General features: G+C 67.5%; 18 protein-coding genes. 9 read left to right on the forward strand and 9 right to left on the reverse strand.

The window, feature by feature from the left end:
* Window positions 1-13 precede the first annotated feature (13 nt).
* Window positions 14-688, reverse strand: a complete 675-nt coding sequence (locus DMB37_RS01430; protein WP_135231079.1) for a hypothetical protein — start codon at window positions 686-688, stop codon at window positions 14-16.
* 123 nt (window positions 689-811) lie between these two features.
* Entirely contained in the window at window positions 812-1,444 is a 633-nt protein-coding gene (locus DMB37_RS01435) for a hypothetical protein (protein WP_240772187.1), read from the reverse strand.
* A 357-nt stretch (window positions 1,445-1,801) separates the two neighbouring features.
* Between DMB37_RS01435 and DMB37_RS01440 the strand changes: the two genes are divergently transcribed.
* Window positions 1,802-2,275: an LOG family protein gene (locus DMB37_RS01440; RefSeq protein WP_135231080.1), complete on the forward strand. Its 474-nt coding sequence runs from the start codon at window positions 1,802-1,804 to the stop codon at window positions 2,273-2,275.
* Between the two features lie 300 nt (window positions 2,276-2,575).
* Here DMB37_RS01440 and DMB37_RS01445 read toward each other — a convergent pair whose 3' ends face one another.
* The 4 genes from DMB37_RS01445 to DMB37_RS01460 form a co-directional block, all read right to left on the reverse strand.
* The gene (locus DMB37_RS01445; protein ID WP_240772188.1) at window positions 2,576-3,958 is read right to left on the reverse strand and encodes a DUF4153 domain-containing protein; all 1,383 of its coding nucleotides are present in this window, start codon (window positions 3,956-3,958) and stop codon (window positions 2,576-2,578) included.
* Between the two features lie 892 nt (window positions 3,959-4,850).
* Window positions 4,851-5,852: an ATP-binding protein gene (locus DMB37_RS01450; protein WP_135237269.1), complete on the reverse strand. Its 1,002-nt coding sequence runs from the start codon at window positions 5,850-5,852 to the stop codon at window positions 4,851-4,853.
* A 501-nt stretch (window positions 5,853-6,353) separates the two neighbouring features.
* Window positions 6,354-7,055, reverse strand: a complete 702-nt coding sequence (locus tag DMB37_RS01455; protein ID WP_135231081.1) for a response regulator transcription factor — start codon at window positions 7,053-7,055, stop codon at window positions 6,354-6,356.
* Window positions 7,056-7,596: 541 nt separating this feature from the next.
* Window positions 7,597-9,618, reverse strand: a complete 2,022-nt coding sequence (locus DMB37_RS01460; RefSeq protein ID WP_240772189.1) for a heavy metal translocating P-type ATPase — start codon at window positions 9,616-9,618, stop codon at window positions 7,597-7,599.
* A gap of 324 nt (window positions 9,619-9,942) precedes the next feature.
* On the opposite strand from DMB37_RS01460, the gene DMB37_RS01465 reads away from it, so the two are divergent.
* From DMB37_RS01465 to DMB37_RS01495, 7 genes are all read left to right on the forward strand, one after another.
* On the forward strand, window positions 9,943-10,656 hold the full coding sequence (locus tag DMB37_RS01465; protein WP_135231083.1) for an endonuclease/exonuclease/phosphatase family protein: 714 nt from the start codon (window positions 9,943-9,945) through the stop codon (window positions 10,654-10,656).
* Between the two features lie 367 nt (window positions 10,657-11,023).
* Entirely contained in the window at window positions 11,024-11,512 is a 489-nt protein-coding gene (locus DMB37_RS01470) for a hypothetical protein (protein ID WP_135231084.1), read from the forward strand.
* 115 nt (window positions 11,513-11,627) lie between these two features.
* Window positions 11,628-12,470: an alpha/beta fold hydrolase gene (locus DMB37_RS01475; protein ID WP_135231085.1), complete on the forward strand. Its 843-nt coding sequence runs from the start codon at window positions 11,628-11,630 to the stop codon at window positions 12,468-12,470.
* A gap of 260 nt (window positions 12,471-12,730) precedes the next feature.
* Complete coding sequence (locus tag DMB37_RS01480) at window positions 12,731-13,441, forward strand: S1 family peptidase (RefSeq protein WP_240772190.1); 711 nt, start codon at window positions 12,731-12,733, stop codon at window positions 13,439-13,441.
* A gap of 89 nt (window positions 13,442-13,530) precedes the next feature.
* Window positions 13,531-14,058: a hypothetical protein gene (locus tag DMB37_RS01485; RefSeq protein ID WP_240772191.1), complete on the forward strand. Its 528-nt coding sequence runs from the start codon at window positions 13,531-13,533 to the stop codon at window positions 14,056-14,058.
* Between the two features lie 914 nt (window positions 14,059-14,972).
* Entirely contained in the window at window positions 14,973-15,539 is a 567-nt protein-coding gene (locus DMB37_RS01490; RefSeq protein WP_135231086.1) for a copper chaperone PCu(A)C, read from the forward strand.
* Window positions 15,532-16,725 carry a Dyp-type peroxidase gene (locus DMB37_RS01495; RefSeq protein ID WP_135231087.1) on the forward strand — a complete coding sequence of 398 codons (1,194 nt, stop codon included), beginning with the start codon at window positions 15,532-15,534 and terminating at the stop codon, window positions 16,723-16,725. Before DMB37_RS01490 ends, DMB37_RS01495 begins: the two co-directional genes overlap by 8 nt.
* A 399-nt stretch (window positions 16,726-17,124) precedes the next feature.
* On the opposite strand, the gene DMB37_RS01500 is transcribed toward DMB37_RS01495, so the two are convergent.
* A complete protein-coding gene (locus DMB37_RS01500; RefSeq protein ID WP_135231088.1) occupies window positions 17,125-17,709 on the reverse strand; it encodes an HdeD family acid-resistance protein in 585 nt (194 codons plus the stop codon).
* 109 nt (window positions 17,710-17,818) lie between these two features.
* Window positions 17,819-18,271, reverse strand: coding sequence for a VOC family protein (locus DMB37_RS01505; protein WP_135231089.1), 453 nt, complete (start codon window positions 18,269-18,271; stop codon window positions 17,819-17,821).
* Window positions 18,272-18,444: 173 nt separating this feature from the next.
* Here DMB37_RS01505 and DMB37_RS01510 point away from each other — a divergent pair, with 173 nt between their 5' ends.
* Window positions 18,445-19,419: a glycosyltransferase family 9 protein gene (locus DMB37_RS01510; RefSeq protein WP_135231090.1), complete on the forward strand. Its 975-nt coding sequence runs from the start codon at window positions 18,445-18,447 to the stop codon at window positions 19,417-19,419.
* A gap of 107 nt (window positions 19,420-19,526) precedes the next feature.
* Here DMB37_RS01510 and DMB37_RS01515 read toward each other — a convergent pair whose 3' ends face one another.
* Window positions 19,527-19,823, reverse strand: a complete 297-nt coding sequence (locus DMB37_RS01515; protein WP_240772470.1) for a metalloregulator ArsR/SmtB family transcription factor — start codon at window positions 19,821-19,823, stop codon at window positions 19,527-19,529.
* Window positions 19,824-19,923: the final 100 nt, after the last annotated feature.

Below are 19,923 nucleotides of genomic sequence, written 5' to 3' on the forward strand. Positions count from 1 at the left end.
GGGCGGTCCAAGGTCAGCTCAGTCGCGCGGTCAAGGTGGTGACGAGGTGCGGTACGACCTTGTCGCGCCAGAAGATCAGCTTGTCCTCGCCCTCCTGCTGGCCCAAGCGCCACCGCGTGGTCCACGGCTTTACCTCGAAGTAGAAGCGTCCGTTGCGGCAGTGCGCTCCCTCGATCTTCAGGAAGCACGCCTCAGCACCCCAGACGGCGCCGACCTCGGCGAAGTCGATGTAGTCGCGGTGCTCCCGTGCCCGGTCGTCGTAATACTCGGCAATGGCTTCCGGGCTGCCGACAGCTGTCAGCGTTACCGTGATCGCGGAAGTGCTCCGCTGCTCGGCGTACTCGCTGGGCAGATCGAACCCGAACACACAGCTTCCTCGTGGCGCATCGAGTGAGTGGCCGCCCGCGAAACTCCCGTCTGGCCGGACTTTGAAGCTCGGCAGAAATTTGATCGGTTCCGGAGTCCGCTGGATCATCGCCGCCTGCGGCAGGATCGCCCTGATCTCCTCCTCTTTCAGCGTCGTACATGCATCGGGCCACACGGTGGGCACCCCTCTGTCGGTGAGGGTGACCTCCAGCTTGTCACCCGCCGGTCGCGCCGCCCCGTAGACGATGTCCGGTGGCGCGGGAGGACGGGCGGGCTCGGTCTCGCAACTCACCAGGCTCAGCGCGACAGCTGTCAGGGTCACGGCGGTCGTCAGACGTCCCCGGAGCTTGCGACCGAGTGCCGCGCGTCGCTGCCTGATCGGAAAATCCACCCTGCACCCCCACGTTCAGATCCTGCGACGAATCATATGTCCCGGTCAGGTCGGTCAGGAGGGTGGTGCGATCTTCACGATGGATACCGGTCCCGAACCGGCTGTGACCGTGACGAACTGGCGGTAGGTGCGGATTGCGGCAGTGGGGCGGATTTCGGTGATGACCACGTCGAACCGGCCGTCTGCCATGGGGCTGACCAGTACGCAGTGCTGGGTGCCCGCGGGGACGGAGTTGATGCCCGCGCTGATCACTTCGACCGAGGGGACGGCCGCGTCCGGGGTGGTCACGGCTCGGGCGTCGGTGCCGGATCGGGACACGTAGTAGGCGTATTGGAAGGCCAGGATGACGTCGGGTCCCGAAGCGGTCGAGCCGGTTCCGTTGCCGCGCACCAGCTGATCGTTCCTGGTCGGCTGGCAGGCGGGTGCGCCGCCGAGCACCGGATCCACATAGGTGGCCGACTGTCGCGGCGGGCTCGCGGCCGCCGTGTAGACCAGCACTACTGCCACCGCCGCCATCGATCCGACCACCGCGGCCGAGCCGACCAGGAAAGGTCGCCCTCTGCGCTGTGCGTGCCAGCGTTGGGGTCGTGGTGGCGGAATCATGCCCGGCCACAACGGTTCTGCTGCCGTGTGCCGCCTGCGCTGCGCGGCGGCACTCCCCCCGGAGACGTTGGACGACGACATCATTGCGCCGCACCCCCTTTACCGGTGCCTACTCAGCGCCGCCGGACACCCCTCAATGCCGTTGCGCAGTAACAACATTGCACACCTTTGCACGGCGTGCCGGTCGAATGAGCTACAGACCACTCTGCCGGTTTCCTTGGCGCGCTTCACCGGTCGGTGTCGGGCGGAGCGCGAACCCGCGATTCGCCGCAACAGCTACCGCGTCACGAGCCGGTTCCGTCGCATGCGATACCGGGCATGGCCGTGCCGACCCGCCCACTCTCCGCCGGCACGTCGATACGCTGCCGGATGGACATGGCGGCGGCAACGATCGAGTAACTCCCTCGGTGCTGTCCCGCTCGGATTCGAGGAGGGTGGCCGGTGCGGCAAGTCGCGGTGTGTGGACCGAGGGAATGCAGTGACGTCGAGGCGCAGTGGGCGCGGACGGTCGGTCGGTTGCTGGCCGAGGCCGGGGTGACCGTGCTGTGCGGCGGGGGCGGCGGGGTGATGGCCGCGGTGGCGGAGGGCGCATCCGGTGCGGGCGGGCTCGTGATCGGGGTGCGGCCGGATACCGAGCGAGGGGCGGTGTGCGCCGGATTGTCGGCGGTGCTGTTCACCGGTATGGGTGAGGCGCGCAACGCGATCCTGGTGGCGTCCGCGGACGCGGTGATCATCATCGGCGGATCGTGGGGCACGCTGTCGGAACTCGCTCTCGCTCGACATCGCGGCGGCATCCCGGTCGTCGCACTCGGCGGTTGGCAGCTACTCGATGCCGACGGAAACCCTTTGGACGCAAGCATTTCAGCGAACGATCCGGCCGATGCCGTCGCGCGTGCACTAGGGGCAGGAAGCTAGCTTTACGAGTCGCAAACACCCGCCCGGCCGCGTGCACGTCGACCCCTACCGAGGCGCGCTCCGACCAGCCGCCCGCTCCGCCCCCGGATGCTCCTCTCCGGCGACGAGCGGAAGGGCTGAGCCGCCCGCTCGTCGACATCGGATCGAAGCTCGTCGCAGCCGAACCAAATTGCGGCCCTGACTCCGTTCGGTGACGATGCGCGCGGCGTCACAGAGCTCGGCACACGCCCTGGTGTCAGGCTGGCACGATCTCCGCGAGAGCCGATTCATGGAAACCGCCGAGCGCACATTCGCCCGTGGTCAGCGAGCGGCGTCCGAGCGGGAGAGGTTCCAGCTCTGCCAGGTGTCGGCATCGAGCTGGGCGCGGACCCGCTCGCGCACTTGGGTGCGCATCGGTTCCGGGAGACGATCGATCGCAGGCAGGATGTCGGTCGACAGTTCGGACAGGTAGCTGGTGTCGAGCGGCTTCCCGCGTTCCCAGCGGTCGATGTTCTGGTCGGCGATCAGTCGCTCCGGATTCAGCACGGCCAGCGCGAGCAAGGTGGCCATGGCGGTGCCGATGACCGCGCGCGGCAACCACATCCGGCGCAGGCTGAACACTGCGGCGAGCACCAGCAGATAGACAAGACCGAGCCACAGCTCGCAGACCTCGACGAGCAACCGGAGCAACGTGAAGCCGTACGCCTGCTGATAAGTCCACATGCGCCCGAGGGCGGAGGCGACGATCACCAGCGAGAGCACGCTCACTGCGGACAGCAGCACACGCAACCACAAGCGGTCCGCCGCCGACTCCTGCCCGGCCCAGCGCAGCACCACCAGGATCACCGCGAGGGTGAGGATGGTGACCAGCGACAGCTGCCAGAATCCCGTGCGCGCGTACTCGGCGTAGGTGAGACCCGCCGTGCGCTGCACGTAGTCGTCGCCACCGAACAGCGCCACGAACTGCGCGCCGACGAACACCGCGAACAAGACGGTGAGTGCGCTCACCGGGAGTGCCCACTCCACGCGGCGCAGCGTCCGAACCGGCTCGTTCCCCGATTCCGTTGCGGGCTGCGGCGGTCCGGCCAGCACATACAGTGCACCGACCGCAGCGAGCCCGACCACCACGAACAGCACGATCTTCTGGACGACCCGGTCCGTCGCGATCTCCGGTGTCAGCGGCTCCAGCAGCTTCGCGAACGTCGCATCGGCGCCACCGAGCAACGGGATGAACACCGCGAGCAACGCGATGGTCACCACCACCGACAGCACAACCCCCTGCTCCCGCCGCGACTTACTGCCACGCATCTGTTTGGCCCCGGCATACACCCACGGCACACTGCTCAACGACGCGAGCGGCCAAGCGATCACGTCATAGAGGACACCATGCACCGAACGCCGCCCCACCACCGCCAGCGACCCGGCTACACACGCTGCCAGTACGCACAGGGTGAACAACCAGCCCGCCGCGCGGAAAGTGCCCACCGCCAAGAGGGCCAGCAGCATTCCGGTCCAGAAGTTTCGAGCGCCGTGCTCGCCGAGTCGGCGACGGATGGCCGACTCTTGCCGAGTGCCCTCCGGTTCGGCGGCATCGACAGGATCTGACTTCGCACCATCGATGCGGGAACCCACCGCCGTGCGCGAGCTCGCATCGGCCAGCTCGCCGGGTTGACTGGAGGGCGACTCCGTCTCCGCAGATTTCACCTCCCGAGTAGTGGCGTCCTCAGCAGTGGCGGAATCCGTCGCAGCCAGCGGTGCGACGCGTGCATCGGTGTCCTCGGCAGCACCACCTGCACCCGCAAGATCGGCAGTACCAGCAGCGCGTGTCGGTGAAACACCAGACTTCGACACCGCTGCATCTAGTTTCGAATCGCTGTCGTCTGCCGGGATTGCCGCTCCCGACCGGGTGGACTTCCTGAGCTCATCGGGTTGCGACTTCGCTCCGTCCGAACCCTTGTGCGTGCCGGGTTCAGAGCTCTGGTCGGCTCGCGCGTCGGATCTCTCGGCCCGCGCGCCACGCGTCGAATCCTCCCCTCCGGGATTCGACGCAGCGGCCGACGATGTCGCCTGCACACCCTGTGACGGACCGGCCGCTTCGACTTCAGTTCCGCTTCCGCCGCTTTCGATGGATGCCGGCGCTTCGGCGGAGTCAGGCACTGACTTGCGCGCGTTGCGATCCACCATGAGCACCGCGCCGACGCCCACCGATCCGGCGAGCAACCAGCCGATTCCTGGACGGTCCAACGGAATCAACATCGCGCCGGCGAAGCCCGTGAGACAGGCCGCAGGCAGGACGCCGGGCGGGCAGACGACGCGGCGCCATTTCGCCGGCGGTTGCGCTACCTGCCGTATCGGGTACTCGGGATACGCGGGAACGGGTTGCGGGCCAGTAGGGGTTGCGGGCACCGGCTGGTCGGCGGTCAGTAGCGCTCCCAGCGGTGAGTCGGGTGCCGGGGTCCGGGGTTGGGAAGCCGCGGACTTGTCCGCTTCCGGCGGTATCGGCGCTGCGGGTTTATCGGGCATGATTCGCTTTCTGTGGGTGTGCGGGATCGCCCCGCGGGCCCTGCTGGGTCCGGGTCGGCGGGTAGGGCTGGGGTCAGTGGCCGGGTAGGACCACGCGGATACGGGAGCCGGGGTCGGCAACGGCGATGGTGCCGCCGTGCAGGTCGACGATCCAGCGGGAGATGGCGAGGCCGAGACCGGTGCCACCGCCGTCGGTGCGGCCGCCCCGGGTGAAACGGTCGAAGACGCGGGCGCGTTCGGCCGGTGGGATACCGGGGCCGTCGTCGGCTACCTCGATCACCAACTTGCCGGACTGCCTGCGGGCCGTCACCCGAACCTCGCCCCCGGCCGGGCCGTGCCGGGCGGCGTTGTCGAGCAGGTTGAGTAGCACTTGATGCAAACGTGCACTGTCGGCGAATACGCGTATAGTGCTGGGCTGCACGTCGGTCGTGAATCGCACGCCACGGCCGAGTGCCGCGGCGGCGACGTCCGCCTCGGCGACGACCTCGGCCAACAGCGGTGCGACGTCGAGACTTTCGCGGTCGAGCGGGAAGGCGCCCGCCTCGATGCTGGACAGGTCGAGCAGTTCGGAGACCAGCAGGCTCAGCCGCTCGGTCTGCGCGAGGGCGGTGCGCAGCGTTTTCGGGTCCGGCTCGGAGACGCCGTCGACGACGTTCTCCAGCAGCGCGTTCAGCGCAGTGATCGGCGTACGGAGTTCGTGCGAGACGTTCGCGATGAGGTCGCGGCGCTGCTGGTCGGCGGCGGCCAGATCGGCGGCCATCTGATTGAACGCTTCGGCCAGTTGCCCGACCTCGTCGCGGGACGTCGCCCGCACCCGCCGTGTGTAGTCGCCGTGTGCCATCGTTTTGGCCGCGGCCGTCATCTCGCGTAGTGGTCTGGTGATGCCGTGGGCGAGGAACTGCGAGGCGACCAGTGCGATTGCCACCGAGGCGAGTGTCGTCTTCGGCGGCAGCCATCCGATCTTGAATCGAAAGTAACCGAACGCGATCCCGCCGGCACACAGCATCAGAATCGCCAGCTTCAACTTGATCGAGCGCACTCGATCCAACGGTCGCGGGAGTACCTCGGCCACCATGTCCGAGATGGCACGCAATCGGTCCACGAGCGTACGACGCTGGACGGGGCCGACGTCGCGTCCGCGGTTCAGGCCACTCGCGGTGGGGTGGTCGTCATCCGCTTCGCCGCGCGCACGGCCCCGCCGTCCGACACCTGCCGTGTGAATGTCGGCCGTCCCGTCTAGTTTGAGCGAACCGTCGTCCGATGCTGTGCTTCGCTGCGCGCCCACGTTCGGCGCCGAAACCTTCGCCGGAGACGAGGTGTCGTTCTGCACGGCGGACTGGTCGTGCGCGCTGTGGGCGCTGTCGTTCTGCGCAGAAAGGTCGCCCTGTACGAACTCCTCGTCGGGTACCGCCGGGTTCGTGCTCATCGTGCCTCCAGCGCTGTGCGGGAGCACTGGCATTCCATCGGTCCACGAGCTCGAGTACTCCCCATTGCACCTCGCGTCGTTCGCTGGTTCATGCACACCTCTTGGTTTCTCGTGTGCGGGGTGGTAATCGTTTCGTCGCGTTGCGGCGCTTCATCGGGCTTCCAGCGCATACCCCACGCCGTGCACGGTGCGGATCAGGTCGGCGCCGAGCTTGCGCCGCAAAGCTTTGACGTGGCTGTCGACCGCTCGGGTGCCCGCGGCATCGGCCCAGTCCCAGACTTCCTCGAGAAGACGTTCGCGGGCCAGGACCACGCGGGGGCGGCGAGCCAGTCGGGCGAGGAGGTCGAATTCGAGTGGGGTGAGCTGGGCTTCGACGTCGGCGCGCCAGACTCGGCGCTGGTCGACATCGATGCGGAGGTCGCCGACGATGATGGTATCGGCGTCCCGGTCGGCGGCGCGGTCCATGCGGCGCAGCAGTGCGTGCACCCGTGCGGTGAGGACACGCAGCGAGAACGGTTTGGTCAGATAGTCATCCGCGCCGACACCGAGGCCGACGAGTTGGTCGGTCTCGTCGGTACGTGCGGTCAACATCAGCACCGGCACCGGACGTTCCGCTTGGATCCGTCGACACACCTCGAGCCCGTCGAAACCCGGCAGCATCACATCCAGCACCACCAGATCGGGTGCGAGCGACGACGCCGCGGCCACCGCGGCAGGCCCGTCGTGCGCCAAATCCACCGTGAACCCTTCGGCCCGCAGCCGCGCCGCCACCGACTCCGCGATGGTCACTTCATCGTCGACCACCAGAATCCGCCGCGCCACCTGTCCCCCGGCCGCTCCGCTCTGTTCCATGCTCGGAACCCTAGCCACCCCCTGTGGAGAGGTCCGGCACCAAATGTGGAGATTCCGTGTCGACGCCCCACTCGCCACTCGCCACTCGCCACGACGATGCCCTGCCACCGTCGTCGTGTCCGCCACGCCGCGTTGCTCGCACCCACTGCTGGCACACCCTGCTACCAGCCCTGCACGGTCTCGCGTTTCCGCCACCTAGTAGTCCGCATTACCTGCCAGCCAGCTATCGCCCCCATATCCCGTTCCACGCCCAGCCCACTCACCGCGGGCCACCAAGGGGACATCACGACGGGTTCACTCGTCGTTCCGCGCAGTCATGTCCCGTCCGAGCTCGGCCCGAACGGGGCACGACGGCGGCTGACTCGGGTTCCAGCGCGCTATGCCGGGGTCGACACCCTCTTGCTTGCAGCAAGCGGCCAACGGAAGTCGCGGACCACTCAGCCCCGAGGGTGCGACGGGACACGATGGTGAGCTCACTCGCCCATGGACACAGCCGAGTCCCGTTCGGCGACCACGTCGGACGGGAGCTCGGTATCCGCGTTTATGTGGAGGGGCGGGGCTCGTGGGTGATGCCTTCGTGCTCGGCGCCGCGGGCGAAGCGTAGGAGGCGGAGGGCGTTGGCGACTACGAGGAGGGTGGAGCCTTCGTGGATGAAGACGGCTGGGCCGATGGGGAGGCCGAGGAGGGTGGCGGGGACGAGGGCGAGGACTATCAGGAGGGAGAAGGTCAGGTTTTGGCGGATGATGCGGGCGGTGCGGCGGCTCAGGGCTACGGCGAAGGGCAGGCGCCCGATGTCGTCGACCATCAGCGCGATGTCGGCGGTTTCCAGCGCGACGGCGGAACCGCTCGCGCCCATGGCGATGCCGACCGAGGCGTTGACCATGGCGGGGGCGTCGTTGACGCCGTCACCGACCATGGCGGTGCCGTTGCGACCGCCGAGTTTGCCGATCATGGTGACCTTGTCTTCGGGCAGCAGTCCGCCGTGTGCGGCGTTCAGACCCATGTCCGCGGCTACGGCGTCGGCGACGCGCTGGTTGTCGCCGGAGATGAGGACGATGTCGTCGATGCCGAGTTCGCGCAGTCGAGCGACCACCGGTGCTGCTTCGGCGCGCGGGATGTCCATGACGCCGACGACACCCAGGTACACGCCCGCGTGCCGGACGATCATCGTGGTGCGTCCACGCTCGTGTAGCTCGTCGACGGTCCGGGCGATCTCGCTCGGCACGCCCTCGGGGTCCAACTCGAAGAACATGGTGCGGTTGCCGACCTCGGTGGTGTGGCCGTCGACCAGGGCGGTGATGCCGCGTCCGGTCACCGAATTCACGGAGGTCGTGGTTCGTTCGGTGCCCGCGGGCACCAGCAGCGCGAGATCACGGGTGATGGCACCGGCGAGCGGATGGTCGCTGTAGGACTCGACCGCGAACAACGTGCTGATCAGTTCGTCGCGCAGTTCCGGACGGGCCGGGACGATGTCGGTGACCTTCGGCTGTCCCCAGGTGAGGGTGCCGGTCTTGTCGAACGCCATCGACCGCACCCGGCCGAGGGTCTCCAGGGGTCCACCGCCCTTGGCGAGGACACCGGCCTGCGCGGCGCGGGCGATTCCGGCGAGTACCGCGCTCGGCGTCGCGATCGCCAGCGCACAGGGGCTGGCCGCGACCAGTACCACCATGGCGCGATAGAAGCTGTCGGCGAACGGCTCTGCCGCAGCGAACACGCCGAAGGCCAGCACGCCGAGCACTCCGGCGAGCACAACGGGCACGTAGAACAGTTGGAATCGGTCGATGAACCGCTGCGTCGGCGACTTCTGGGTGTCGGCCTCGCGCACCATCGTGATGACCCTGGCGAGCATGCTGTCCCCGGCGCGGCTGGTCACCAGGACGTCCATCGCCCCGGCGCCGTTCATCGTGCCTGCGAACACTCGATGCGATTCCGGCACGGCTGTGCCACTCGCCAACGCGGCCCCGGCGTCGGCGATCGGCGCCTTCTCTACCGGAATACTCTCACCGGTCACCGACGACTCGTCGACGCTGCTCACACCGTCGACCACTACACCGTCCGCGGCGAGCCGCGAATTCGGCAGCACGACAACCACATCGCCGATCACGAGGTCGTTCACCTCGACTTCACGCACCACCCCGTCGGGAGCACGCACGAGCGCGGTCGCCGGGGCGAGTTCGGCGAGTGCCTCGATCGAACGCTGGGCGCGTCCCATCGCATACTCCTCGAGCGCGTGCCCGAGGCTGAACAGGAACAGCAGTACTGATCCTTCCGCCCACTTGCCGACCATGGCCGCACCCGCCGCCGCGACCAGCATCAGGAAGTCGACCTCGAACCGGCCGCGGCGCACGGTGGATACCGCGGTGCGGATGGTGAAGTAGCCGCCGAAGAAGTAGGTCGCCGCGAACAACGCGATCGCCACCCACTCCGGCGCGGACACCAGATACTTCGCCGTCATGCCGCCGGCATAGGTCACGCCGGAGGCGATCGCGAAGATCAGTTCCGACCGCTCCCCCAACAACGCGGCACCATGGCCGTGTTCGCTTGCTCGCGCCTCTGTGCTCATGCCTCCCATCATATGCATAGATCGCAATATATGCATAGTTATGTTTTGCCGATGATCCGCGCCCGCACAGCTCGAGAAGATCCTTCTTACTCCGACTCGACCGCGTCGGCATGTGTCACGCCCGCGACGCAGATTGGCAGCCTCGGACATAATTGGCAGCCTTCACGCACGTGGCAGCACATCCCCGAAAGCCACGACACCGCAACACCTCCCCCGACCGACAACGCACCGACCTCGCACTCCCCCGATGTACACCAGGCATCACTCGAACGGATACCGCTCCGCCAGACAGCGTTCGAACGCCGTGACCTAGCATCGCGACCTGTGATCACCGTTGCTACGTGGAACGTTCTCCACCGCATCCACGCCGAGAATTGGTACGAGGACGTCTCCACCCGGTGGCCGGACGAGGCGGCGCGCATCGACGCGGTGACCGCGCACGTGACGGCGCGGACCGAGCAGGTCATCGCCTTGCAGGAGGTCAGCGGTGACCAACTGATCAGCCTACGGGCCGCATTGCCCGACCGGACGATCCACGCCATGCAGTATCCGCGGGTGCCCACCGCCCGTCGGCACGCCAGTGCGCTACGCGATCCGAGTGAGCACCTGGTGCTCATCGTCGAGGGACCGAGCCGGGAGATCGCCGCCGAGTCTTTCGCCGACGACGGCGGCAAAGGCCTGCTGGCGATCAGCGCGGGCGGCGCGGTGGTCATCGCGACACACGTCAGCGGCGATCGACGGCGGGTGAAGCAGCTCGCCCGGCTGGCCGAAGTGGCTTCCGCCACACCGGAATACGCGGCGGTGCTACTCGGGGATTTCAATGTCGACCGCGAGACCGTCGCGGCGAGCCTCGGCGAGGGGTTCACTATCGCCGATCCGCCGTCGGACGCCCTGCCGACACGGCCGCGTACCTCGGGGGCGAAGTCGCAGTTCATCGATCATGTTGTCGTGCGTGATGCGACGTTGCGCGAGGTAGTGGTCGAGGACTCCGGTGGCTTGTCCGACCACAATCTCGTGCGCGCGGCAATCGCGTTGTGACGTCACGATATTCGTAGTCGCAGGTGGGGCATACCGAGGCCGGTGCGCCAACCCCGTGATTCTGGTGTCTGCTGTCCGTCGCGACCGGCGATTAGGGTTCTGCGGGTTGCCGATTCGGCATCTGGAGGCGGCAGCGGGAGGGGACATGATGACGCGACTGCACGCGGCGCAGCCTTGCCCGGCCCATCACCCCAGCGGCCGTTCCGCCGATCGGATCGGGATACCAGGAGAAGCCATGTCCCGCACCGGGCTCGCGCACTTACCCGCCCAGAAGCACTCAGCGGCACTGTTATTCGCACTCGCAGCGACGCTCCTAGCGCTGGCCGGGTGTTCGTCGGTTGACCAACCCGCTGCCACGAGAACGCCTTTGCCGAGTGCCACGACGACACCGGCGCCGACCAGCGGGCCGCTCACGCCCACCCGATCAGCTCCGCCACCTGGACAAACAGCACCCCCGCAGGTCGCCGCCGCACCTCAGGGGCCGACCCCCGACTACGTCAAGTGCACCGATCGGATCGACTACACCGGCGACCCGCGCGCGAACGCCGAAATCAACACCGTCGGCGAACAAACCGGTACCTGCCCCGAACCACGGGCACCCGCCGACAACTACGTCGAGTGCACCGACCGCGTCGACTACACCGGCGACCCGCGCGCCAATGCCGAAATCAACACCGTCGGCGAACAAACCGGCACCTGCCCCGAACCGCAACGTCCCACCCCGGCCCCCGTCACAACCTCGGAGACACCGACCGTCACCACGTCGAGCGCACCGCCCGTGACGACTTCCAATCCCCCAGAGCCCACCCCGTCGACAACCCCGGCAACGTCCACCGTCACCCCGCCGACGTCGTGATCACGGCGAACACCGGAGTCCGTCCGCCATGCCAACATTCGCTGCCGCAACAGGCGACGACGGCAGTTGGCGCGATTCCCCTGCCACCGATGTCCGGCGGACCGAGAATGCTCGTATGGTCGAGATCAGCCGCGGGGTAGCCACCGTCAACGGCATTCACATGCACTACCGCCGGGCCGGCTCGGGGCCCGCGCTGGTGTTGCTGCACGGCTGGCCGCAGACCGGCTACTGCTGGCGCAAGGTGCTGCCCGCGCTGGCCGAACGCCACACCGTCATCGCCCCCGACCTGCGCGGTTACGGATACACCGACAAACCGACCACCGGCTACGACAAACGCAGCATGGCCGCCGACGTGGCCGCGCTGATCGAATCGCTGGGATTCACCTCGGCCGCCGTCGTCGGGCACGACCGCGGCGCGCGGGTGGCCCACCGCTGGGCGCTGGACCGGCCGGACCAGGTCAGCAAGCTCGTGGTGCTCGACATCATTCCCACCAGGGAGACCTGGCGCCGGATGGACGCCGCACTCGGTCGCCGATACTTCCACTGGTTGTTCCATCTGCAGCCGGATCTGCCGGAACGTCTTGTCGGCCATGATATCCCCGGATACCTGCGCTATTTCTTCGAGACCTGGACGGTCAACCGGCACGGTCTGCCCGGCGAAGCCATCGACGAATACATCCGCGCCTTCAGCACACCCGGGGCATTGCGAGCGGGCTTCGATGATTACCGCGCCGCCGACCTCGACAACGAACACGACAACACCGATGCGGGGCACCTGCTCACCATGCCGGTGCTCGCCCTCTGGGGCGCGACCAGTTTCCTCGAAGAGATTCCGGCCCTGGAGATTTGGCGTGACTATGCCGAAAATGTGCGGGGCGCGGCTATTCCTGAGTGCGGGCATTTCATCGCCGAGGAGCGACCGGAAGCATTACTGGCGCATCTGGACGAATTCCTCTGACGTGCTGCGTTCGATCAACGCAACACAAGAGTCGTGCGTGCCCTGTCGACTGAGCAATCGACTGCCCGGCCGCCATTGGCAGCACTGACGACATCTGGCAGGAGACGCACCAGCAGCACTGCGGTGGTTGCGCTTCACCCAAGATCTGATCACGGAACGATTATCACGCCGCGTAGAGACCGACCAGTCTGAAAGGATCGGATCGGCTCCACCGAGTACCCGCACGTGACCTGGTACATCCCCGGAATGAAGGGTGCGAAATGGTCGCTCTAGGACGGTTCGGTATCCACCTGGCACTCTTCGCGGTCACCATGACCTGCACTGTCATCGGCGTACCCGGCGTCGCCGCGGCCGTGCCTACGGCATCCCTCGGCGGCGGTTCGGGGATTCTGCTCGGACGCGCGGCATGCACGCTGACCACCATCGGCTACGACAACACCGATCGCCTGGTCGGGCTCACCGCGGGACACTGCGCGGAAATCGGGATGTCGGTGCGCGCGGAGCGGATGCCGGACGCGGGGATTGTCGGCACCGTCGCGGCAGTCGATCACCAGGACGACTACGCGGTGCTCGAGTTCGACCGAACGAAGGTGGTGCCGGTCCGGCAGGTGGCCGCGACCGTGATCGGCGGCATCGGCGCACCACCGCAGCAGGGCGATGTGGTGTGTAAGAACGGGCGGACCTCCGGATACAACTGCGGAATCGTGTGGGACACGCATCGGTGGTGGTTCCAGAACCAATCCTGTTCCCAGCCAGGCGATTCCGGCGGACCCGTCACCATCGGCGATCGACTGGTCGGCATGAACGTCGGACACATGGGCGTGCAATTGGGGGGTGTCACGGTGTTCGACATGGTGTGCCATCCGCCGGCGGTGCCGTTCCACGATCCGGCCGTGGCGACCCAGATCGGCATGGTGCTCGACGATATCGATCAGGCCGGCGGCGTCGGGTCGGGATTCCGGCCGCTCTGAACGCTCGAGCCGGGTGGCGGCTGTCACGCATCACCGGGTTGGCACAAACCGGTGCGATCCGGACCTACGACCGGAAGTAGTATGGCGCGGTGCGAACATCGGCGGAGGCAACAGCGCGATTGCGTGGTGCGTTCGTCGGATCCGCGTCCGGTGCGGTGAGCATCGCGGCACATGCCCTCGGTGGGGGTGTTGTCGCTCCGGGTCAGTCCTCGATCGCCTTGTTGATCGCGGCGTGCACGGCGGTCGGTGTGGCAGTCGGGGCACGGCGGACTCGGCACGGTCTGGTCGAAGTGATGGCGCTGCTGACGATCGGGCAGGCGGTCGGGCATGTCGCCCTGACGATGTCGCCCGGTCATCACCACGGGGCCGGGACGACGGCGATCATGGGCGTGGCGCACCTCCTCGCTATTCCGGTGGGCGCGCTGCTCATTCGCGGCGCCGAAATCGCTGTCACGCGCGGGATATCCGCCGCGAACCGTACTGCCCGCGTACTCAGCACCCGCCCCGCTGTACCTTTCGCGGTCGCCTACACCGTCCCGATCGGGCCGCTTGTCCCGGCTAGACGATTGTTGTTCAGCTCTGGATTCGGCTTGCGCGGGCCACCGCTGAGCCATTGAGCCCATCCTCCTCGCGCCAAGGCCCGACTCGACGCAAAGCTTGCTGGACAATGCGATTCGCGCGAATACGCGGCACGTGCATGCCCTGTCAGCGCTGATCACAGCTCGCCTGGCCGACGCACACTGCTGGTGGGCCATATCGCGCTGGTAGGGCCGAGGTTCGTCAACCGTGCACTGCTGGTGCGAAGCTCACGCAGTCGACTCGGCAGCACGGGCCGGTTCGTGCGGTAGGTCGCGCAGTTGGTGTGGCAGCCGCGCAGTCGTTGCGACAGCGGCGCGGTCGGCGCGACAGCGGCGCGGTCGGCGCGACAGCGGCGCGGTCGGCGCGACAGCCCAGGCGGTCACCATGACAGTCCGTGCGGTCGGTTTGCGGCAGCTCACCCGTTCTGTGCGCGACCCGCGCAGTCAGTGCAACGGCTCGCGGGTGGCGCAACGGCTTGCGGTCAGTGCGACAGCTCGTGGTCAGTGCGACAGCTCGCGGTCAGTCCGACAGCTCGCGTGTGTAGTCCGTACGGCCGCTGTGCAGTCCACAGGTAGCCACGCAGCCCGTGCGGCCGCCTACACGGGCACCAGCACCATCCCGCACGAGTGCGCTCACCAAGAGCCGGGGTATGGGCTGGTCGGTGGCGGCGGGCGGTGCAGCGCCTCACGCGTAATTCGTACGACCGCCCGCGCAGTCCGCACAGCAGCTCGAGCGGTCGATGGCGTGGTCCGCGCGGTCGGTGCGTAGCACTCACGACAGCGCGCAGTCCACACGGCAGCTCACGTGGTCGCCGACCGCATGGGCAGGCGAGGCCGCCGCAGCGCACGGAGGACGGGTTCGGACAGCTCGCTCGCCGACACCAGCAGCGTGTCGACGCACCACTGTCTGCCGCGCAGCTCACGACAAACATTCCCAAGAATTGGAGACTTTCATGCGTATCCGCACAACGAACTCGACCACCCATCTCCGCCCCACAGCGCGTGTACTGCGCACCGCAGCAGCAGCTTTGGCAGCCCCACTACTCCTGGTTGCCTGTTCGTCCAACGACAAGCCGGAAGCCAAGGCCGCCGACTCGGTCACGGTCACGGACCAGTGGGTGAAGGCGGCGGACGGTGGGATGTCGGCGGCGTTCGGCGAGCTCAGCAATGCGGGCGACAAGCCGCGCACGATCGTGTCGGCGACGAGCCCGGCGTCGAATCAGGTCGAACTGCACGAGGTGGTCGCGGACTCGACCGGTGTGAAGACGATGCGACCCAAGGCGGGCGGTTTCGTGATCCCGGCGCACGGTAAGACCGAGCTGCGCCCGGGTGGCGACCACATCATGTTCATGGGTCTCAACGGTCCGCTGCGCACCGGTACCGAAACTTCCGTCACCCTCACCTTCGAGGACGGGTCAACGACTACGTTCACCGCACAGGTCCGCGATTTCTCCGGCAACCAGGAGAATTACGCGCCCGATCACGCGAACGGCGCGCAGATGCCGGCGCACGGTGGCTGAGTCTCACCCCGGACGCCTCAACCGTCGACGCCTGCTCGGTGGCGGTGCCGCCGTGGCGGGCGCGACGGGTCTCGGGTGGGGCGCGGTCGCGCTCACCGGCCGCGACGAGGCGCCCCGGACTTCGGCGACCGAACCGTTCTACGGACCACACCAGTCCGGCATCGCGACCGATCCGCAAGCGCAGGCGGCATTCGTCGCGTTCGACCTGAAGCCGGGCGGCACCAGGGACGACATCATCGGCATCCTCAAGATCTGGACCGCCGACGCAGCCCGGCTGACCCAAGGCAACCCCGCTCTCGCTGACACGGAACCCGAGCTGGCGCAACGACCTGCCAGCCTCACCATCACGGTCGGCCTCGGCCCCGCGGTGTTCACCATCGCAGGCCTGGAGCACCGCCGCCCGTCCTGGCTTCGGCCGCTACCGTCGTTCGACATCGACCGTCTCGAAACCGCCTGGAGCGACGGCGATCTGCTGCTGCAGGTCTGCGCGGACGAGTCGACCACCGTGTCGCATGCGATGCGCGTGCTGTGCCGGAGTGTCTCCTCGCTGGTCAGCGTGCGCTGGGTGCAGCGCGGGTTCCGCAACGCCGCCCCCGGTCGCACCCCACGCAATCTGATGGGCCAAGTCGACGGCACGGTGAACATCGCGCCCGGCCCCGATTTCGATCGACTCGTGTGGGACGACGGTACCGCCCAACCGTGGCTCGCCGGCGGCACCTCCTGCGTGCTGCGCCGGATCGCGATGACCTTGGACACCTGGGACGAAATCGACCAGGAGGGAAGGGAACTCACCGTCGGCCGCACCGTCGCCACCGGTGCCCCGCTGACCGGCACCGACGAATTCGACGAACCGGATTTCGCCGCCGTCGACGCCAACGGCATCCCGGTCATCCCGCCGTCGTCCCACATCGCCCGCGCACACCACACCCACGACGGCGAGCGCTTCCTACGCCGCGGTTACAACTACGACGACGCTCCCGCACCGGGCACGATCTCGAACTCCGGACTTCTCTTCGCCGCCTACCAACGCGACGTAGACACCCAGTTCCTGCCGGTCCAGCAACGACTCGCAGAGTTCGACGCCTTGAACGTGTGGACTACACCGGTGGGTTCAGCGGTGTTCGTCATCCCGCCGGGGGTGCCGTCGCCGGGCGGGTATATCGGACAGCCGCTATTCGAATCCTGACGGCCACTGAGCAGCCGTAGTCGGTCGGGAGAGCGCGGGCGGAATCAGCAGGCGCTGCTATTCGCGCCGGTGGGAAGCGCCGGCCCGCGACTTGACCCGACCGCAGGCCGTCCGGGCACCCTGCTGCCGCACTTAGCGGGACATGAGGTTGGCGCCACTCGCACTTTTCCACCACCATGTCCCCCGCGCCTCCGAACGGACCTTCGTCCCTCGCCGAGCGGGACCGAAGGGGAGGTCGTCAGTGGCGTCACGTGACACGACTGCGGTACCGCTGTCGTTCGCATCCCGCGTAAGCCACTCGCCGGCACATCCGGGCGAGATCCTCCGAACCAACCCCGCGGACGCACAACGGCCGCCGCGTCGAGTGGACGCGGCGGCCGCAGGCCGAGAACGAATCTGTCAGATGCCAGTTCCCTGGAACCTCTTGGCATCCTTGCGAACGCCGAACGCCAAGATGACCTCCATGATCCCGAGCACGATCAACCACACGCCGACCACGACTGCCAACGTGGCCACCGAGGTCAACGGCCAGGCGATCAGCACGATGCCGGCGATCACGGTGATCACGCCGAAGAAGACGGCCAGCCAGCGACCCGGCACGTCCGGCTCGGAAATCGCGATCACCACCGCGGACACACCGCGGAACAGCCACCCGATGCCGATCCAGATGGCAAGCAGCAGAATCGAAGTCAGCTCGTCACGGAAGCAGAAGACGCCGATCGCGATGGAGAGCACGCCGCTGATGAAGGCGAGCACGCGAATGCCGGTGCTGCTCGGTGCGCCGAACGCGGCCATCAGCTGCAGAAAGCCGCTGACCACCAGATAGATTCCGAAAAGGATGCCCGCCGCCAGCAGGGTCACACCGGGCCAGGCGAGAATGATCACACCGAGGATCACCGAGAGTAAGCCGGTGACCAGAACGGTTTGCCACGCACTGCGGGCAAGAGACTGCAAAGGACCCTCGAGCACGCTGTTTGTCGTCATAGTCCGATGCTATGCCCCGTCACGGGGTTTCCTGGATATTTGCTCGCCTAATGCTGCGGTTCAGTGGACTTGCCGGTCGTACAGCCCGCCCACCGGCCGATCCGACCCGCTAACCGCCCACCCCGTCGGTGCTCGACACGCCCGAGTCCGCTGTCGCAGGCGCCACGATGTTCACCATCCAGGCAACACCGAAACGATCTCGGCACAAACCGAACTCGTCCCCCCACATCTGCTTCTCCAGCGGCACCGACACCGTGCCCGCCTCCGACAGCCGGTCCCAATAACCGTGCAACTCGGCAAAGTCCGTACCACTGAGGCTGATCGAAATGCTGCTTCCCGGTGTGTATTCCATGCCGGGCGGGGTGTCCGCGGCCATCAAGGTGAAGCCGCTCGGGGTCTCCAGGACGCCGTGCATGACCAGGTCCGCACCGGGCGCCTCCTGGTCGCTGAACTCGCTGAAGGTGCTGATGGTCAGGGTGCCGCCGAACACGTCGCGGTAGAACTCCAGAGCTGCGCGGGCCGTGTCGCCGAAAGTCAGGTACGGGTTGAGCCGGGAGGTCATGACACGAGGTTAGTGCGCCAGCGGACAAAGCGGCGATGAGTGACGCCTGACTCGCCGGGGTTTATGGCCTGACAGGGCCGGGTAGTAATCCCTAAGTGACTCTGGTCGTGTACGCCCATGTGGTGCAGCGGGTGGGTCGGGAATCGTGAGTCTCGGGTGGCTAGGAGAAGAGGGTGGCGGTTGTACTCGTGCTGCAGGCACGGGGCCTTGGTGATCTACTCACTGCGGTCCCGGCGCTGCGTGCGCTGCGCCGGGCAAGGCCGCACGACCACATCGCACTCGCCGCGCCGCACCGGCTGAAGCCGATCGTCGACCTGATCGCGTCCGTGGACACGATGGTTCCCACCGCCGAAATCGGCGGTCTGCGCTGGGACGCGCCCGGCCCGCAGCTCGCCGTCAACCTGCACGGGCCCAGCACCGAAAGCATTGTGCAGCTGGAGAAGACGGCCCCGGGCCGGATCCTCAGCTACCGCAACCCGGCGTTCCCCGAACTGTCCGGCCCCGAGTGGCAGACGGATATGCATCACGTGGACCGCTGGTGCCACCTGCTCGAATCCGACGGGATCGTCGCCGACCGGCGCAATCTGGGGCTGGTGCCACCGGTGGCGACCACGAGCCACCGCGACTGCGTCGTCGTACACGTCGGTGCGGGTGCGCCTGCGCGGCGCTGGCCGGCCGATCGGTTCGCCGCTGTCGTTCGGCATCTGCTGGTGCTCGGTCGTGAGGTGGTGCTGACCGGCGATGAATACGAACGGGAAGTCGCGCTGAACATCGCCGCGCGGGCCGGGCTGCCGATCAGCCGAGTCCTCGCCGGCGATCAGAACCTCATCGAACTGGCCGCGACGATCGCCGAGGCCGGGCTCGTGATCAGCGGCGACACCGGGGTCGCCCACCTGGCCACCGCCTTCGGTACGCGCACCGTGCTGCTGTTCGGCCCGACGCCGCCACGCTGGGGCGGACCACCCCCGCACCTGCTGAACCGGCACGCCGTGCTCTGGGCAGGTCAGCTCGGCGACCCGTACGCCGACACCCCCGACCCCGGGCTGCTGCGGATCGGTGTCACCGAGGTCATCAACGCGGTCGACAAGCAGCTCAACAACGCGTCCGCCACCCAGTCCCGCCGCACTCCTTATCGTCGCGTCGGCTGACGGCCCCACCCACCGTCGGCAGGCCCGCACCACAACCGCATCATCGGCATCCACCGGTCGGCTCGGCAGACTCGGTTCTCGATGCACGCCGCGCAGATTGATCGCGCTCAAACTCTGCCGTCGGTCCGCGCGGTCTGCAACGCCGCCGAGTAGGCAGCGAGCGCACTCGGCCAGAACTGATCGAGATAGTCGCGGGCGTCGCCGAGACCACGGGGGTCGAGCGAGTACAGCCGGCGGTTACCTTCCGGACGCATCATCACCAGGCGCGCCTCGCGGAGAACCCGCAGGTGCTGCGAGACCGCCGAGCTGGTCACCCCGGTGAGTTCCGCCAGTTCGCCGACCGCGCGCGGAGCCTGCGGCAGCGCCTCGAAGATGGCGCGGCGGGTCGGGTCGGACAGCGCCATGAGGGCGCGGACTCCATTAGTCGCCACTGAAATAGTGTGATCACCGAGCGACCATTTGGTCAACTCGGCGCCCTACGGAATTCCCCCAGGTGAACATCGG

It is taken from the genome of Nocardia sp. CS682, from assembly GCF_004634405.1.
GTDB lineage: Bacteria > Actinomycetota > Actinomycetes > Mycobacteriales > Mycobacteriaceae > Nocardia > Nocardia ninae.

Excerpts from the sequence above, each read along its gene's own strand:
- DMB37_RS01455 (WP_135231081.1), bottom strand. The coding sequence starts at position 7,055 with ATGGAACAGAGCGGAGCGGCCGGGGGACAGGTGGCGCGGCGGATTCTG.
- DMB37_RS01505 (WP_135231089.1), bottom strand. The coding sequence starts at position 18,271 with ATGACCTCCCGGCTCAACCCGTACCTGACTTTCGGCGACACGGCCCGC.
- DMB37_RS01450 (WP_135237269.1), bottom strand. The coding sequence starts at position 5,852 with ATGGTGGCCGAGGTACTCCCGCGACCGTTGGATCGAGTGCGCTCGATC.
- DMB37_RS01515 (WP_240772470.1), bottom strand. The coding sequence starts at position 19,823 with ATGGCGCTGTCCGACCCGACCCGCCGCGCCATCTTCGAGGCGCTGCCG.
- DMB37_RS01435 (WP_240772187.1), bottom strand. The coding sequence starts at position 1,444 with ATGATGTCGTCGTCCAACGTCTCCGGGGGGAGTGCCGCCGCGCAGCGC.
- DMB37_RS01460 (WP_240772189.1), bottom strand. The coding sequence starts at position 9,618 with ATGAGCACAGAGGCGCGAGCAAGCGAACACGGCCATGGTGCCGCGTTG.
- DMB37_RS01475 (WP_135231085.1), top strand. The coding sequence starts at position 11,628 with ATGGTCGAGATCAGCCGCGGGGTAGCCACCGTCAACGGCATTCACATG.
- DMB37_RS01500 (WP_135231088.1), bottom strand. The coding sequence starts at position 17,709 with ATGACGACAAACAGCGTGCTCGAGGGTCCTTTGCAGTCTCTTGCCCGC.
- DMB37_RS01480 (WP_240772190.1), top strand. The coding sequence starts at position 12,731 with ATGGTCGCTCTAGGACGGTTCGGTATCCACCTGGCACTCTTCGCGGTC.
- DMB37_RS01490 (WP_135231086.1), top strand. The coding sequence starts at position 14,973 with ATGCGTATCCGCACAACGAACTCGACCACCCATCTCCGCCCCACAGCG.